The sequence below is a fragment of the Paractinoplanes durhamensis genome (assembly GCF_016862175.1).
In the GTDB taxonomy this organism is placed as follows: Bacteria; Actinomycetota; Actinomycetes; order Mycobacteriales; family Micromonosporaceae; genus Actinoplanes; species Actinoplanes durhamensis.
The window spans coordinates 245,546-261,457 of record NZ_BOML01000058.1; the positions used below are offsets into that span (position 1 = coordinate 245,546).

General features: G+C 71.1%; 11 protein-coding genes, 4 tRNA genes and 1 pseudogene. 5 read left to right on the forward strand and 11 right to left on the reverse strand.

The features are described from left to right. Positions 1–7 precede the first annotated feature (7 nt). From Adu01nite_RS36560 to Adu01nite_RS36570, 3 genes are all read left to right on the forward strand, one after another. The gene (locus Adu01nite_RS36560; RefSeq protein WP_203733865.1) at positions 8–1,267 is read left to right on the forward strand and encodes a tetratricopeptide repeat protein; all 1,260 of its coding nucleotides are present in this window, start codon (positions 8–10) and stop codon (positions 1,265–1,267) included. After that, positions 1,264–2,712 (forward strand): hypothetical protein, encoded by a 1,449-nt coding sequence (locus Adu01nite_RS36565; RefSeq protein WP_203733866.1) that lies wholly within the window; start codon positions 1,264–1,266, stop codon positions 2,710–2,712. Before Adu01nite_RS36560 ends, Adu01nite_RS36565 begins: the two co-directional genes overlap by 4 nt. Positions 2,713–2,810: 98 nt before the next feature. Further along, complete coding sequence (locus Adu01nite_RS36570; RefSeq protein WP_203733867.1) at positions 2,811–3,662, forward strand: SCO6745 family protein; 852 nt, start codon at positions 2,811–2,813, stop codon at positions 3,660–3,662. On the opposite strand, the gene Adu01nite_RS36575 is transcribed toward Adu01nite_RS36570, so the two are convergent. Beyond that, positions 3,641–7,372 (reverse strand): nSTAND1 domain-containing NTPase, encoded by a 3,732-nt coding sequence (locus tag Adu01nite_RS36575; protein ID WP_203733868.1) that lies wholly within the window; start codon positions 7,370–7,372, stop codon positions 3,641–3,643. The genes Adu01nite_RS36570 and Adu01nite_RS36575 overlap by 22 nt on opposite strands. 699 nt (positions 7,373–8,071) lie before the next feature. Here Adu01nite_RS36575 and Adu01nite_RS36580 point away from each other — a divergent pair. Continuing rightward, a complete protein-coding gene (locus tag Adu01nite_RS36580) occupies positions 8,072–9,688 on the forward strand; it encodes a glucuronyl esterase domain-containing protein (protein ID WP_203733869.1) in 1,617 nt (538 codons plus the stop codon). Between the two features lie 56 nt (positions 9,689–9,744). On the opposite strand, the gene Adu01nite_RS36585 is transcribed toward Adu01nite_RS36580, so the two are convergent. Genes Adu01nite_RS36585 through Adu01nite_RS36595 form a run of 4 tightly spaced genes read right to left on the reverse strand, consistent with a single transcriptional unit; the run spans position 9,745 to position 11,550 of the window. After that, positions 9,745–10,008 (reverse strand): hypothetical protein, encoded by a 264-nt coding sequence (locus Adu01nite_RS36585; RefSeq protein ID WP_203733870.1) that lies wholly within the window; start codon positions 10,006–10,008, stop codon positions 9,745–9,747. Continuing rightward, positions 10,005–10,718 (reverse strand): eCIS core domain-containing protein, encoded by a 714-nt coding sequence (locus Adu01nite_RS48200; RefSeq protein WP_239132968.1) that lies wholly within the window; start codon positions 10,716–10,718, stop codon positions 10,005–10,007. The genes Adu01nite_RS36585 and Adu01nite_RS48200 overlap by 4 nt, the downstream gene beginning before the upstream one ends. Continuing rightward, complete coding sequence (locus tag Adu01nite_RS48205; RefSeq protein WP_239132969.1) at positions 10,694–11,215, reverse strand: hypothetical protein; 522 nt, start codon at positions 11,213–11,215, stop codon at positions 10,694–10,696. The genes Adu01nite_RS48200 and Adu01nite_RS48205 overlap by 25 nt, the downstream gene beginning before the upstream one ends. Then, a complete protein-coding gene (locus tag Adu01nite_RS36595) occupies positions 11,212–11,550 on the reverse strand; it encodes a hypothetical protein (RefSeq protein ID WP_203733871.1) in 339 nt (112 codons plus the stop codon). Before Adu01nite_RS36595 ends, Adu01nite_RS48205 begins: the two co-directional genes overlap by 4 nt. A gap of 259 nt (positions 11,551–11,809) precedes the next feature. Between Adu01nite_RS36595 and Adu01nite_RS36600 the strand changes: the two genes are divergently transcribed. Continuing rightward, complete coding sequence (locus Adu01nite_RS36600) at positions 11,810–12,430, forward strand: hypothetical protein (protein ID WP_203733872.1); 621 nt, start codon at positions 11,810–11,812, stop codon at positions 12,428–12,430. Positions 12,431–12,484: 54 nt separating this feature from the next. Here the strand turns inward: Adu01nite_RS36600 and Adu01nite_RS36605 are convergent. From Adu01nite_RS36605 to Adu01nite_RS36630, 6 genes and pseudogenes are all read right to left on the reverse strand, one after another. Beyond that, positions 12,485–12,565: transfer RNA gene (locus tag Adu01nite_RS36605), tRNA-Tyr, on the reverse strand. Positions 12,566–12,583: 18 nt separating this feature from the next. After that, positions 12,584–12,670: transfer RNA gene (locus Adu01nite_RS36610), tRNA-Ser, on the reverse strand. 17 nt (positions 12,671–12,687) lie between these two features. Then, positions 12,688–12,761, reverse strand: a tRNA-Leu gene (locus Adu01nite_RS36615). Between the two features lie 8 nt (positions 12,762–12,769). Further along, a tRNA-Leu gene (locus Adu01nite_RS36620) sits at positions 12,770–12,842 on the reverse strand. Between the two features lie 255 nt (positions 12,843–13,097). Further along, a complete protein-coding gene (locus Adu01nite_RS36625; RefSeq protein WP_203733873.1) occupies positions 13,098–13,409 on the reverse strand; it encodes a hypothetical protein in 312 nt (103 codons plus the stop codon). Positions 13,410–13,541: 132 nt separating this feature from the next. Continuing rightward, positions 13,542–15,912 (reverse strand): annotated as a pseudogene (locus Adu01nite_RS36630) (hypothetical protein); the annotation flags it as partial.

The window sequence follows — 15,912 nt, forward strand, 5'->3', positions numbered from 1 at the left end:
GATCACCATGCGCCGCATCTTCCTGGTCCTGGGCGTGGTCGCCGCGCTGCTGACCGTCGCCGCCGTCGTGAACCGGCCCGCCCGGACCGCCCCCGTCGCCGCCGCTGCCCGCATCGACCCGCTGGTCGTCCGGGTGGCCCGGGCCCAGCAGCACCTGCGTGACGTGCCCGGCGACTGGGCCGGCTGGGCCGGGCTCGGCGCCGCCTACCTGGAGCAGGCCCGGGTCACCTCGGACCCGGCCCTCTATCCGCAGGCCGAGCAGGCCGCCCGCCGATCCCTGGCGCTGCGCCGCAACGGCGACGCCCTGGTCGTCCTGGGCGCGCTCGCCAACGCCCGGCACGACTTCGCCGCCGCCCGCGACCAGGCCAAAGCCGCGCTGGCGGCCGACGTCAACGACGGTGAGGCCTACGGCGTGCTCGCCGACGCCCTCACCCAGCTGGGCGACGCGCCCGGCGCCACCGACGCCGTGCAGCACATGCTCGACACCCGCCCCGGACTGGCCGCCTACGCCCGCGCCTCCTACGACCTGGAGCTGCGCGGCAAGCTCACCGAGGCCGAGAACCTGATGCGGCGGGCGCTGACCGATGCGGTCGACCCGCACGACGCCGCCTTCTGCCGCACCCAGCTCGGCGATCTGGCGTTCGGCCGCGGCGACCTGCGATCGGCCGGCGACGAGTACGCGGCCGCGCTCACCGCCGACCCGTCCGCCGTCGCCGCCCTCCGCGGCCGGGCCCGGATCCGGGCGGCCCAGGGCGACCTGCCCGGCGCGCTGGCCGACTACGCCGACCTGACCGCCCGGCTGCCCGGGCCGGGTTATCTGATCGAGTACGCCGAGCTGCTCAACCTCGACTCCCGCGCCGACGCCGCGGCCGAGCAACTGGCCCTGGCCGGCGCGGCCCAGCAGCTGTTCACCGCGAACGGCGGTCAGGACGGCCTGGCCACCGCCGCGCTCGCCCTGGCCACCGGTCGCCCGGCCGACGCGGTGACCGCGGCCCGCGCCGAGTGGGCCCGCCGTCATCACCCCGACGTCGCCGACACCCTCGCGTGGTCGCTGCACGCGGCCGGGCAGGACGTCGAGGCGCTGTCGTTCGCGAAGCTGGCAGGCGGCCGCCCCGCCAATTACGCCTATCACCTGGGCGTCATCCAGCTGTCGCTCGGCCACACCGCCGAGGCCCGCGCCGAACTCACCCGGGCGCTCGCCACCAACCCGTACTTCTCCCCGGCCGACGCCCCCAACGCCCGCCGCGCCCTCGGAGGCCTCCGATGAGATTCGTCCGCCCACTGGTCGTGCTCGCCCTCACCGCCGCGGCCGTTACCTTCGCGGCCACCCCCGCTCAGGCTCACCCGCTGGGCAACTTCTCGATCAACCAGTACGCCGGCCTGACCCTCCACTCGGACCGCGTCGACGTACTGGCGCTGGCCGACACGGCCGAGATCCCGACCCTCCAGGAGAAGCCGCGGATCGACACCGACGGTGATGGCGTGTTCTCCGCGGCGGAGCTTTCCGGCTATGCGGTGGCGGAGTGCCGCGCTTTCGCCGACGACATCGCCGTCACGGTCGGCGACCACCGTCTGACCTGGACTGTCGCCGAGCCGGCCTACTCGACGAAGCCGGGAGCTGGGGGTTTGGCCACCAGCCGACTCTCCTGCCGGCTCAGCGCGCCGGCCGGCCTGACCGGCCGGGCCACCCTTCAGGTGACCAACAGCTATCGGTCCGGCCGGGTGGGCTGGCGAGAGCTGACTGCCGTCGGTGATGGGGTACGCCTCAACTCACCGTTACCGGCCACCAGCGTCAGTCACGAGCTCACCGACTACCCGCGAGACCTGCTCACCTCGGCCCCCGACGTCCGCACCGCCACCATCCAGGTCGGCGAGTCCGGCGCCGTCGCCGCGTCCACGCCGCTGTCCAGCGCCGCTCCCGATTGGCTGGCGGGCGCGCAGAGCCGCATCGAGTCGGCGGTCGGCGGCCACCTGACGCCGGTCGTGGTCGCGTTGGCCTTCCTGCTCGCGCTGCTGCTGGGCGCCGGCCACGCGGCACTGCCCGGCCACGGAAAGACGGTGATGGCGGCCTACTTCGCCGGGCGGCAGGGCCGAATCCGCGACGCCTTGGCGGTCGGCGGCACGGTGACCCTGGCCCACACCGGCGGCGTCCTGGTCGTGGGGCTGCTACTGACCAGCTCCACGGCACTGGTCGGCGATCAGCTCCTGAGCTGGCTGGCCGCGGCGAGCGGGCTGCTGATCACCGTCGTCGGCATCGGCATGCTGGTAGCGGCTCTGCGGTCCCGCCGAGCCGTCCATTCGCACGACCATGGTCACGGCCACTCCCATTCGCACGACCATGACCACGCGCACGGCCACAGCCACGGCGGCCACCGGCATGATCACCGGCGGGTCGGTGGGCGGCTCGGACTCGCCGGGATCGGCCTGGCGGGCGGCCTGGTGCCGAGCCCCTCTGCCCTCGTGGTGCTGCTCGGCGCGATCGGCTTGGGTCGCACGGTGCTCGGCGTGCTGCTTGTCCTTGCGTACGGAATCGGGATGGCCGGCACCCTCACGGCCGTGGGCCTTCTGCTGGTTTTTGCCCGGCGCAAGCTGGGCGGCATCGCCGGCCGCGCCGGCCACCTCACCCGTTGCCTGTCCGCGGCCGCGCCCGCCGCCACCGCAACCCTCGTCGTCCTGGTCGGCCTGGGCGTCGGCCTACGAGCCGTCGCATGACAGCCGCATCCGAGGGACATGCCCGTCCCGGTTATGACTTATCGCCCGGCATCAGCGCGGTCCTTGACCGAGGCCCGGGGAGGGCGTTTGCTCCGGGCATGAGTGAAGCCAGCGTTGAGCGGCGGCTGTGGTCGCTGTTCGAGCCCGTGCACGCCGTCATCTACTTCGCCCCGGAGGGTGCGGCGCCGTTCGAGGCGGCCGGCCTGCGCGGGTTCTGGCGGCGGTATTTCGCCGGGCGCAGCGCGCCGCTCGGTGCGGTCGGGCCGGGGCCGGTGGTGGCCTCGTTCTTCGGGTTCGCGCCGGGCACGGCGACCCGCGCGCTGCCGGACATCTGGACCCGGATCACCCCGGCCGCCGCCCTCGAAGCCCGGCAGGCCGGTGCCAACGCGGCGCTGGCGAGGCTGCTCGACGGGGTGCCGGTGGACGAGGCGGCCGACCTGCTGGAGGCGGCCGCCCGGGCCGTCGACCTGCCCGGGCGGGTGCTCGGGGCGGCCAACGCCGACCTGCCCTGGCCGGCCGAGCCGCTCGACCGGCTCTGGCACGCGGCGACGATCCTGCGCGAGCACCGCGGCGACGGTCATGTGGCCGCGCTGCTCACGGCCGGGGTCGACGGCTGCGAGTCGATCGTGTGGCGGTGCGGGCAGGACGGCTCGCGGGCGAGCATGCAGCCGGCCCGGGGCTGGACCGACGAGGAGTGGGACGCGGCCGCCGACCGGCTTCGGGCGCGCGGCTGGCTGGGTGCGGACGGCTCGGCCACGATCCTGGGCGAGGAGGCGTACGCCGAGGTGGAAGCCCTCACCAACCGCCTGGCCGGACGCCCGTGGCGGACGCTCGGCGCCGACGTCACCGAGCGGTGCGCGACGCTGCTGGAGCCGATCGCCGCCCGGATCTGGCCGCTGCTGCCGGCCGACAACCCGATCCCGCTGACTCAGGGGCAGGTCGCCCGGTAGGCCACCCCGGGCACATACTTCGCCCACTCCGTCGTGGTCAGCGGGTCGCCGCCCGAGCTGCACAGCGATTGCACGATCTGCTGCTCGTCGGTGGGCCACAGGGTGACCTTGCCGAGGCTGCCGACGGCCATCAGCGTCTTGCCGTCCGGGGTGTAGCTGATCGCGTACGTCTTCCCGTTGGGGTTGGCGGCGTGCAACGCGGTGCTGGTCGCCGGTTGGCCGCCGATCAGCTTCCACGTCCACACCGAGCCGTCGCCGCCGGAACCGGCCAGGGTCCGGCTGTCCGGGCTGAAGGCCAGGCTGAAGACGTAATGGGTGGGGCCGGTGAGCGGTTCGCCGCGGGGCGTCGGCAGCTGCGGGTTGGTGATGTCCCACAGCCGGATGGTGTCGTCGGCGCCGCCCGCGGCCAGCGTGCGCGAATCCGGCGAGAAGGCCACCGACCAGGCGTAGTTGTCGAACCCGGACAGGGTCGGGAACTCCTTCGCCGCGGCCGGGTCGGTGATGTCCCACCAGTGCACCTCGCGGTCGACGCTGGCCGCGGCCAGGTAGCGGCCGTCCGGGCTGAACGCGATCGTCGAGGCCAGACCGCCCGAGTCGAGCTTGGGCAGGGTGCGCGGGGTGGCCGGGTTCGAGACGTCCCAGACGTGCACGAAACCGTCGTCGGAGCTGGCCGCGACCAGCTCGCCGTCCGGGCTGAACTGCACCGATTCGATCAGGGCGGTGGCGTCCTTCAGGATCACGCTCTTGCCCGCGGCGACCAGCAGCACGTCGCCGGCCCGGTTGCCGGTGGCGAAGGCGGTGCCGTCGGCGGAGATGGCCACCGAGCCGGCCGACGGGCCGAACGCGGCCGGGTTGGCGGGCGATTGTTGCCGCTGCGGGGTCGCGCCGGCCAGGGACCAGATCGCGACCTGGCCGTCCGGGCCGGTGGAGGCGACCGCGAACCGGTCGCCGGCGCGGTCGACGCTCACCGCGAACAGCGCGCCGCTGCCGACGTCGACGCTGCGCGGAAGGACCGGGAACGTCCGCACGGTGCCGTCGGCGGCGGCCACGTTCAGCAGGGTGCCGTCCGGGGCGTACGCGATCGAGGTGACCTGGGCTGCGCTGGCGACGGTGCTGAGCCGGGCGTTGGTCTTCTGGTCGAAGACCGCGATGGCGTTGTTGGAGCCGCCGACCGCGATCCGATCGCCGCCGGGCGAGTAGGCGGCCGCGTTCACCCAGGAGGTGAAGCCGGTGTCGAGCGTGGCCCGCACCTTCCGCCCCGCGGTGTCGATGACCGCGGCGGTGCCGTCCTTGGCCCCGGCGACCAGGCTGCGGCCGTCCGGCGACCAGCCGATCGCGTTGACCGTGGTGTTACCGATGGCGGCGGTGACCGGTGCGACCGCGAGGTTGGCGGCCGACCAGAAGGCGACCTTCCCGTCGGTGCCGCCGGCCACCAGCGTCCGGCCGTCGGGGCTGAACGAGACGGTCTGGGTGACCTCGGCGCCGCCCAGGACCCGCGTTTCCTTCCAGGCACCGCCGGTCCACGACCAGGCCCGCAGCGCCGGGTTCTTGCCCGCCGCGACCAGCCGGTTCCCGTCCGGGGCGAAGGCGATCGACTCGACCACGTCCTGGGTGCCGGGCGCGTCGTCGAGCGTCTCCGGCTGAGCCGGGTCGCGCACGTCGACGAGGTGCACGAGGCCGGCCTCGCCGCCGATCGCGAGGATGTTGCCGTCCGGGCTGAAGGTCAGCGCGAAAACCGCCTTGCCCTTCGCCGCGGCCGGGATCGTGGCGAGCTTGGCGCCCGGCCGGCCGTCGGCGTAGCGACGCAGGTCGACGCTGCCGTCGGCGGCGTTGCTGATCGCCACGACGGTGGCGTCCGGGTTGATCCGGAGCATGGTCGGGCCGGACGGGCCGACGATCCGGTTCACCACGCCGTCGGCGGTCGCGTCGAACAGCGCCGAGCGGGCGTCCACGGTCGGCGAGATCCGGTAGGCGGTGAGCGCCAGCTGCTCGGCCAGTGCCGGGTCGGACTCGGAGGCCCGGGTCGACTCGATCGCGACCTGGCGGGACAGCGCCTCGTCGCGGGCGACGGTGGCGGCCTTGCGCTCGGTGGCCGCGACGCTGGAGGCCCGGAAGGCGAACCCGGCCGAGCCGGCCGACACCACGACCAGCACCATCAGCGCGCCGACCAGCCGGCGCAGCACGGTGATCCGGCGGCGGTCGACCAGTTCGCCGGCGTCCCGGGCGGCGGCGCTGCGGTCGAGGTAGTCGAGCTCGAGCGCGTTCATCGAGGCCCGGTGGTCCGGGTCGCGCGCCCATTCGAGCTGGTCGGCGAGGGCGTTGCCGCGCATCAGGAGCTGCTCGTCGGCATCCTCCTGCCAGACCTTGGCGGCGCCGGTCAGCCGCCGGTGCAGCAGCAGGCCGGCGTGGTCGGCCGCGATCCAGTCGGCGAGCCGGGGCCACGCGGTGAGCAGCGCGTCGTGGCTGATCTCCAGGTTGTGCTCGTCGACGGTGATCAGCCGCTGGGCCACGAACCGCTCGATCACCGGCTCGATGTCGTCGCCGCTGGCCGGCAGCTCGCTGCGGGTGATCCGCCGCTTGGTGCTGACCCGGTCGTCGTCGACGGTCACCAGGCGTAGGAACAGCCTTCGGGCCAGCTCCTGCTCCGCGGGGTCGAGTTCGGCGTACGCCTGCTCGGCGCTCTGCTGGACCGCCCCGCCGAGACCGCCGGTGGCCCGGTAGTGATGGAGGGTGAGCCGCCCCCGGGTGCGTTCGGCCCACGCCGCGCGCAGGGCGTGCGAGAGCAGCGGCAGCGCGTTCCCCGGCCGGTGCACCGGCACGATCTCGCCGAGCACCACCTCGACCAGGGCGTCGTCGACGGTGACCTGCCAGGCCGCGGCCGGGCCGGTGATGGCCGAGCGCAGCTCGTCCTCGGTGAGCGGCGGCACCACCATCTGCCAGCCCTGCAGGGCCGGCACGAGGCGCGCGTCGGCGGCGGCGCGGGGGAAGAAGTCGGCGCGCATCCCGGCCACGATCAGGGTCCGCGGGCCGAGCGCGGCCAGGGCGGCGACGAAATCCTCGTCGGCGCCGGCCTGGGTGTAGAGCTCCTCGAACTGGTCGACGATCAGCAGCCGGGGCTCGGGCAGGTCGGCCAGTGCCCGATCGAGAGCGGCCACTGGGTCCTTACCGGGCACCATCGTGGCGACCGCCCAGGACTCCTCGTCGGCGGCCGGCGCACCGTCCTCGCCAGCCTCTCCGGTGGCCAGCGCGCCGTCGAGCACGGCGGGCTGGACGGCGGCGCGCAGCAGCGACGACTTGCCCGATCCGGACGCGCCGACCACGAAGAGAAGCTTCATCTCGACGGCGGAGTCACGCAGCGCGGTCAGTCGCGCGAGCACGTCGGCGAGGAACGCCTCCCGGCCGAAGAAGAGCGCGGCGTCCTCGGCCTCGAACGGCCGCAGGCCCGGGTAGGGCGCACCGTCCGGGCCGCGGCCGGTCTGCCGGCCGTCGGTCGAGGTGCGGACCCGGTCGAGGGCGTCCTGCCAGCGACCGAGCTCCTCCGGGTCGTCGACCGCACAGGCCTCGAGCAGCTTGCGGAACTGGCCGGCCTGCGCCGGACCGGGCAGGTGCCGGCCCTTGACGTAGTCGCCGACCGTCGCGGTCGGTAGCCCCGAGCGGGAGGCGAGCTCACGGATGGTGAGGCCGGCCCGAAGCCGAAGCTTGGTGAGCACGGCGCCGAGTTCGTCGCGGCTCTCGATCCGGTCCGGTTCGGTCTCGATGCGATCGGAAATCGGCCTGCCCCATCTCCAGGAGACACCGTCGGATGTCTGCGGAGATCCGAACCTAGGGCAGTGACGCGATGACCACGATCGGTCTATCGGCCGCCCGGGTCCGACAAATGGTGCGCGGGCTCTGGGTGGACGGCGGACGCGCCGCCACCCCGACCGCCATCGGAGGGCGGCGCGTGCCCCCGGCGCAGGCACCAACCGGCGCATGCGTCGACTCACCGTAAGCCGCTCACCAGGGCAGACGCGCTTGTCCGGACAGTCCTCGGACAACCTCGGACACGAAGTGGGGTACGCGACACCGATCAGGGCGGTGAGGGGCGTCGCGTACCCGGGGCGGGCCGACTCGGGTGTTCGCCAGCCCGCCTACCAGGGAGTCTGCGAGTTGTGGCGGGTCGCAGCCTCCTATCTCCCGGCGGAATCACTGGCTCTTTCGCCGATCCCGGGTGTCGCGATTCGGCGTACACGCAAGCTCCGGAACTTTCGCCGCCTGCGCGACCAATCGCTGATTTTCGCGCTAAATGATCAAGATCTGCGCCGGTCACGGGTCTCCGATAGTTTCCGGAAGTTATTGACACTTTTCGATGGGCTGGCCAAGACTGGAAAAGCTCCCCGGGAGCGCTCCCACCGTCTGAAGGAGCCCCTGTGAACAATCGAAGAATCCGCTCGACCCTCGTCGCGCTCGCGGCGGCGGTCACGGCCGGAGCGGCGGTGGTCGTCGTCCCCGCGCTCACCGTCCCCGCCCAGGCCGCCGTGGGCGTCGAGGACGAAGGCGCCGGCTGCACGGTGTCCGCCCTGCCCGACGCCGGATCCCTGCCCACCAACGCCAAACTCCCCGACCCGTTCAAGAAGATCGACGGCACCCGGATCAGCAACGTCGCCGACTGGACCTGCCGACGCGAAGAGATCAAAAAGCAGGCCGAGAAGTACGTGTACGGCGAGAAGCCGCCCAAACCCACCAGCGTGACCGGCACGGTGTCCGCCACCAACATCACCGTGAACGTGTCGCACCAGGGCAAAAGCTCCAGCTTCTCGGCGAGCGTGTCGCTGCCCAGCGGCACCGGCCCGTTCCCGGCCGTCGTCGTCCTCGGCGGATTCGGGGCCGACACCAACACCATCAAGGCGGCCGGCGCCGCCGTCATCAACTACGACCCGTACGCCGTCGGCAAAGAGGGCACCGCCCGCACCAACAAGCAGGGCGCGTTCTACAGCATCTACGGCGCGACCAGCCCGACCGGCCTGCTGATGGCCTGGTCGTGGGGGGTCAGCCGGATCATCGACGTGATCGAGCAGGCCGGCGGCAGCATCCTGCGGGCGGACGCCACCGGGGTGACCGGTTGCTCCCGGTTCGGCAAGGGGGCGTTCGTCATCGGTGCGTTCGACCAGCGCATCGCCCTGACCATGCCGATCGAGTCGGGTAGCGCCGGCGTGCCGATCTTCCGCGGCATCCCCGGCGAGGGCGCGCAGAGCCTGAGCAGCGCGTACGGCGAACAGCCGTGGCTCGGCGACGCATTCAGCTCGTTCGTCAGCGCCCCCACGAAACTGCCGATCGACACCCACGAGATCGTCGGGATGTTCGCACCCCGAGGTCTGTTCATCATGGACAATCCGCACATCGTCAACCTGGGCCCGAAGTCCGGAAGCGTGGCCGCCCTGGGCGGCGCCGAGGTCTACAAGGCGCTGGGCGCCGGCAGCAACATCACCTACTGGTCCGACATCACCGACGGCAACCACTGCGCCAACCGGGCCGAATGGACCACGCCGCTGCAGCAGAACATCAAGAAGTACCTGCTGAAGACCGGCAACGACCCCGGCACCATCCGAATCTCCAGCAAGGCCCAGGGCAGCCTGCCGACCTGGATCGACTGGACCACCCCGGCGCTGGGCGCGGGCCCGACCACCCAGCCCACCACCACCCCACCGACGTCCGACCCCACGACCTCGCCGACCACTTCCCCACCGCCGTCGTCCGGCGGCTGCTCAGCGTCGGTGTCCCTCAATTCCTGGACCGGCGGCTTCGTGGGCACGGTCCGGGTGACCGCCGGATCGTCCGCGGTGAACGGCTGGTCGGTGGCCCTGACCCTGCCATCAGGCGCCACGATCACCAACGCATGGAACGCCAACCGAAGCGGCAACAGCGGCGCGATCCAGTTCACCAACGTCAGCTACAACGCCCAGATCCCGGCGGCCGGCTACACCGAGTTCGGCTTCCAGGCCACCGGCACAAGCACCCCGATAACCCCCACCTGCACAGCAACCTGACCCACTCACCGCCTGGGCGGCGGCACCCCGCCTCCGCCCAGGCGAGCACCCGCGGGCTAGGGCACCTCGCCCGCCCACACCCGCCCGACGACCACAACCTCGGCATCCGCACGATCGACCACCAGGATCGTCTCGCCGGTCCGCCGGGTACGCGGCGTCGGGTGATCAACCCCCAGCACCCGGACCGGCCGCCCGGTATCCACGTCACGCAGGCGCGGAACACCGACGAAGTCCCCGTGCAGACTCGACCCGACAGCGATGAGCCCACCGCGAGCGGCAATGTCAAAGACCTCGTTGACGCGAAACTCAACTCTTGTCATGGCGGATGGTTCCTATACCGTTCCAGGGCCGGGATCTCGCTGTCGTACGCCTCGTCTTCCAGATCCTTCAGCGTCCGTTCCAGATGCTCCCCGGCTCGTTGCTGTACGACGTGGGTGTGCTCGTGGGCGATGGTAGCCGCCAGCGTTTCATCATCGGCGAAGCTGGCCGGGCCGATCCGGATCTGCGCACCATTGAGCTCCGACGGCGTGTAGGCACCGGCATCCATGTGATCGAGATAGCGGATCTCCTCGGGATCGCTGATGATCACGACGTCGACGTCTTCCAGGTCGATCCCCATCCGGCCGGCGGCGTCGTGGACATTCTCCAAGGTCATCGGGGTTCCCGGACCGTTGTCCAGGACGTCCTGGTTGCTGCGCACCGGGCTCTTGCTGAAGAAGTCGGGACTCGATGGTGCCGCCGGCGCTCCGGCCGGGTCCGACCGGCTCAACCGACGGAGTGCCTGCTTGATGCTGTCGATGGCGCCGGTCAGGTCGGCGACCTTGCCGCTCAGCTTGCGGAGGCTGTTCAGCAGGGCTCGGACGAAGTGTTGAATCTTGTTGACCCACTTGGCGACCAGGGCGGCGACCTGACCGACGACCACCGGGGTGGCCAGGCCGAGCGTCAGACCCTCTTCGGCCAGCCATTGCGGCAAGCGGGCGGCGAGGGTCGCCACGAACTGGGCGATCAGGTCACGAACGAGGCCACGCACCAGACCCACCAGCAATCCGGCGCCCTCCACGGCGTACGAGATCGCCCCCGATGCCGTGGCGATGGCGCCGACCGCGTCAAGTTGCTGGGCCGCGTGGTTTCGATACGCGTCCCCGATGCTCCACCCCACTCGGCGACCTGGGTACGCACCGCATCGGCGTACTGCTGATGAACCGCGATCGTGAAGGAGGAGACGTTCCGCCAGGTGGACGCATGTGCCGCGACCTCATCGGGATTGCCCGCAAGCCAGTCCAGCGCCTCCTTCAGCGGCCTGACATGCTCCATCAACCAGCTGACGCCCCAGGCAACCAACGAGCCGAGCGGGTCGATCACCGCGCCGAGCACATCGAGAGTGCCGCCGACGCCGCCCAGCGTGGTGTCCACCCAGCTGTTGTCGTGGATGCCGCTGCTGATCTGCTCGGCGTCCTCGATCAGGCCGAGGCCTGTGTACCAGGTCGTAGAACTCTGCGCCTCGGCGACGAGCGGATTGCCGCTCACAACGGCAGCACCGGGCCCGATCCGCCGGCGTCGGTCACTCGACCGGCGCTGCCAAGGTCGGCGGCGTCCATGCCGCCGGCCGTCGCGCGCAGCTTCAATGCAGTTTCGCTCAATGCCTCAACGGCGTCCGCCATAACCTCGGCGGCACCCGTGAATACCGGGCTGAGCAGGCCCGGAAGGAACTGGCACAACTGGCCGTAGGCCGCGCTGTCCATAGTCACCTCATGCACGGCTGACCTGGCTTGCGTCATCTGGTCGGATGCCGCACTAACCGCATCGGCATGGCGCCGAACTGAGGCGGCCGGAAACTGGACGCCGTCAGCACCGGTCGTCATCGCTCCGCCTCTCGGCCCTCCGAGAAAGCAACATCGATGTCGTCGTTCACCACACACTCCGTTCATCGACAACTACCGACAGATTAAGGCGGCGACGCCAGTCAACCTTTCGGCCATGCAAGATTCGGAGCTTTGTCCGTATTCTTGGTCTCAGTCGCAAACACCCGATTCCTTTGACTGCATTGGGCGGTTAGTCCGTAATGTCGGACGTATCGAGAGCGGAATTCCCCCTTCGCTCGCCTATGCAGGAGGACACCTCATGAAGAACACCATGGTCCGGATGATCGCGGCTGTCGCGCTGGCCGGCGCTGCCGGTTCCGCGCTGGCGCTGGCGACCGCCGGTGCCGCGTCGGCCGCCCCGAGCATGCCGGGCGCGCCGCAGCCGGTGTCCAGCCGCCTCACCGCCGTGAAGGCCAACACGCCCAGCTGGGTCAACATCTTCTGGCGCACCGGTCGCCCGGTTTGCGACGTCAAGGTGTCGGTCGACGGCGGCCGTGAAGTTGCCATCGCGTACGCGGGCATGCGCCGCAGCACCACGTTCACCACCGGCGACTCGCTGCGCCCGGGCCGCACCGGGGTCACCCCGATCCGGGTGACCGCGATCCGTCGCGACAGCGGCGTCGCCCTGCTGCGCACCACGATGTCCTACACGGACTGTGGCAAGCGCGCCCGCACCCAGTTCACCCGGGCCACCCTGGCACTCCCGGTGATCCAGCACGTCCGCCCGGGCCAGCACCAGATGCCGCCGGCGCACCACCAGATCCCGCAGCTGCCGAACCAGCACCAGGGTCCGAACCAGCACCAGGCGCCGCAGCTGCCGAACCAGCACCAGAACCCGCAGAACCAGCACCAGGCGCCGCAGCACCCCGCCAAGCGCTGATTTCTTCCGATGACGCCGCTCCCTTGAATGTCGGGGAGCGGCGTCGTCGTGACGTGCGGTAGGCGGGATTCGAACCCGCTCAGCAAGGCACCTGCTTTACCGGCAGGTCCGACTCTCCAGCGTCGGCGCTACCGCGAGACGGAAAGGCAGATGCGGAGGGTGCAGGGATCGAACCTGCGCAGGACCGGAGCCCTGTCGACGGCTTAGCAAGCCGCAGCCTTACCGCTCGGCCAACCCTCCTGAACTGCATCAACTCGTGCCCGGCGAGGGATTCGAACCCCCAACCTTCCGACCCTGAATCGGACGCCTCTGCCAATTGGGCTACCCGGGCTTGGTGCGTACCCTCGGCGGGATTCGAACCCGCACCGTCGACGTCCTCAACGTCGTGCCTCTGCCGTTGGGCCACGAGGGTGCAACGCAAGAAATAAAAAAGCCGCCCTGACCTCATGCGAGGCGGGCGGCGTAGACGCGACTGTGCGCGCTACCCACTCCACCGCTCATGCTCGAGGCTGCTTTCGAGGGACGGTAGATAAGACATCGTGTTCAGCTCCCTCATTGGCTCGAGCAGCGGCGGCGTAGACATATCTTGCGGGACGGCCCGGGGCCGCCGCCACCGAATTACGGCAGCGGCGGCGCGAGGGTCACTGTGCGCGGCCCCACGGATCGCTCAGTAGCCCGCCGAGGCGTCGACGCCGAGGCCGGAGATCAGGCTCGTCACCAGGATCGCGATGCCCATCGCAGTGCCGACGCCGAGCGCCGCCAGCAGCACGATCAGGACCGAGGTGCGGGCGATGCCGCCGACGCCCTCGGCGACCACCCGGCCCAGGGTGGGGTGTTCCCAGGTGATCGGCGCGTAGGTGCGACGGCCCACCGGAACCGTCGGCGCGGGGGTGGGCACTTCCCGGTGCTGACCCTGCTCTGCGCGAGCAGGAACCACGTTGATCGGCCGTTGAACGGTCCGGCCTCCCTGCAACAACATGATGTCGCCTCCCTTGGCTCCAACACGTCCTGATACCTGAAGCATGGGCGCTGACCTGGGAAAACGTGATGGGCCGTCCGGCCTTTCCTTTTTGCCGGACTCAGACGTATATTTGGCAAATGTGTGGCCGCTTCACTTCTTGATCTTGACGGCGGCCGAGACCGCCCGGCCGTCGTGGTGACCGGTTCGCCGGGCCACCACGACCAGGGTCAACTTCTTGCCGGCCCAGGCCTTCGTCAACTTCAGCGACGCGGCCGTGCCGACCAGCTTGCCGTTCACGCGCCACTCGTACCGGTAGGAAGTCGCCTTCGGTGACCAGGCACCCACCGAGACCTTCACCGTCTTGCCGACCTTGACCGTACCGACGATCTTCGGGACGGCGGTCGCCTTCGGCGCCACACCGTAGGCAACGGTGAGTGCGGCGGAGGTCGCGGCGTTGGTCTTGAGGTTGGTGCGATAACCGGTCACGGTCACCGTCAGGCGCTTGCCGCGCAGAGAAGCCGGGATGGTGTACGAGGACCCGGTCGCTCCCGCGATCGCCGCACCGTTGGCCGCCCACTGGTACCGGTAGTAGTCGACCGCCGGGCTCCACACCCCCGGGTTCGCGGTCACCTTCACGCCGACCGCGATCTTGCCGGCGACCGACGGCTTGGTCGTCACCGCCAGCTGCGATTCCTGCACCTTCACCATGTACTGGTAGGTGAGGGGCCGGTTGGGTGACGCGTACGACGCCGCCGTGATGTCGTAGCCGCCCGGCGCGACCCCGGACAGGTCGACGTCGACGGTGTAGAAGTCCCGGTTCGGCGAGACCGACCGCACCACGATCGGCGCCACCTTCGTGCCACCCTCGCCGAGCCACAGGGTGTCCTGCTGGTGCAGGGCAACACCACCGATGGTGAAGGTCGCCGTCTTTCCGGCGGCCAGCACATAGGGGTACGGCTCCGCGCTGGTGCCGAGTCCGAAGTAGACGCCGCCGCAGGTCGGGTTGACGCACGCCGCCTCGGCCCGGATCGGGCCGAACTCCGTCGCGATGAACGCGACCAGGGCGCGGTCGCCGACGCGGGGAGTCGGCGAACAGATCCAGGCGTCGCCGTCCTCCGCACACCGGACGATCGTGGTGTCGCCGTTGACCACGTACGGGACGGCGTTCTGCACCGTCAGCCGGAACTTGTCGGAGATCCCGACCTGAACGGAGACGCAGTGCGCCCGGTCGGCGGCGCTCATCGTCGCGGTGACCGGCCCGAAGCCGTACGCCGTGCTGTCGGTGATCACGCCGCAGTCGGCCGGCGCCGCGAGATCGCTGCCGACCGCCCAGGTGTCCAGCTGGTAGGTGGCCGGCTTCGCGCTGGTCACCACGACCTCGGTGGACAGCGCCACACACGGGAGCGCCGCGCAGGTACGCAGCCCGCCCTGCGGGTCGAAGTACTTGATCGTCGGCTGGTCGGCGCCCTCCGGAACCCCGATCCAGGAGCTCATCGGAACCCGGTAGCACCGAACGTCCCCGGCCACGCCGATCGTGCTCACCGTGGCCGGCCCGCCGAACGCCGTCGAGGCCGGCGCAGCGCAGTTCGCGCTGATCCCGGTGACCTGGCTGACCCGGAACTGCCCCGAGCCGGTGGCCGACCGCACCACCGCCATGTGCCGGGCTCCGCCCAGCGTGCAGCCGATCTGCTGGTAGGCCGCGGCGGTCGCGTCCTGGCACACCATGTTGCCGTCGAAGTCGTAGACCGAGAGCGAAGCCGTCCCGTCCCCCGCGACCCGGTCCAGGGTGAGGATCTCCGGGCTTTCCCCGCTGCCGCCCGCCGGAAGCGCGAAACAGCTGACGAAGTCGGTGCCGGACAGCGAAACGGTTGCCTGCCCCGGAGCACCGGGCACCCCCGCCGGCAGGGCGGCGCAGTCGTTCGCGCCGGTCGTCCGCTGCACCGCGACCTGGTAGTCACCGCCCGCCCGCGGATCCTGCACCACCACGATCAGCCGGGTCTCCCGGGGAACGGTGACCGGGCAGCCGAACACGGTGGTCAGGGTCGAGAGGCACATCAGCGGGTCCTGGCTCTGAATGAGCTGCACCAGCGGCGGAGCGGCATCGCCCGGCGGGAGCGTGACCTGGTAGCGGCCGGACGGCTCGGGCATCGCCAGACAGTGGACCTCGCCCTGCTCATCGAACGTGCCGCGATAAGCGGAGCTGAACCCCTGAGCCGGCACCGACTCGCAGCCGTCACCGAACAGGTTGACCACGGTCGCCCGGAACGGCTCGGTGCGCGGCTCGGCCGCGCCCGGGTCGGCCACCAGGTAGAACGTGCCGGCCGCCAGGTTGCACCAGACGACGACACAGGCGAGCCGGCCACCGGCGTCGTAGACCGCGCTGGGGAGAGTCTTGTTGTCCGCGTCGGCGGCCCGGGCCAGATACGCCTGGTAGGTCGGGGTGGTGAACTTCCGGCAGCTGCCACCCTGCAGACCATCAGCCGGCGCCGCATCGAACCCGGTAAGCGGGGCCACGGCACAG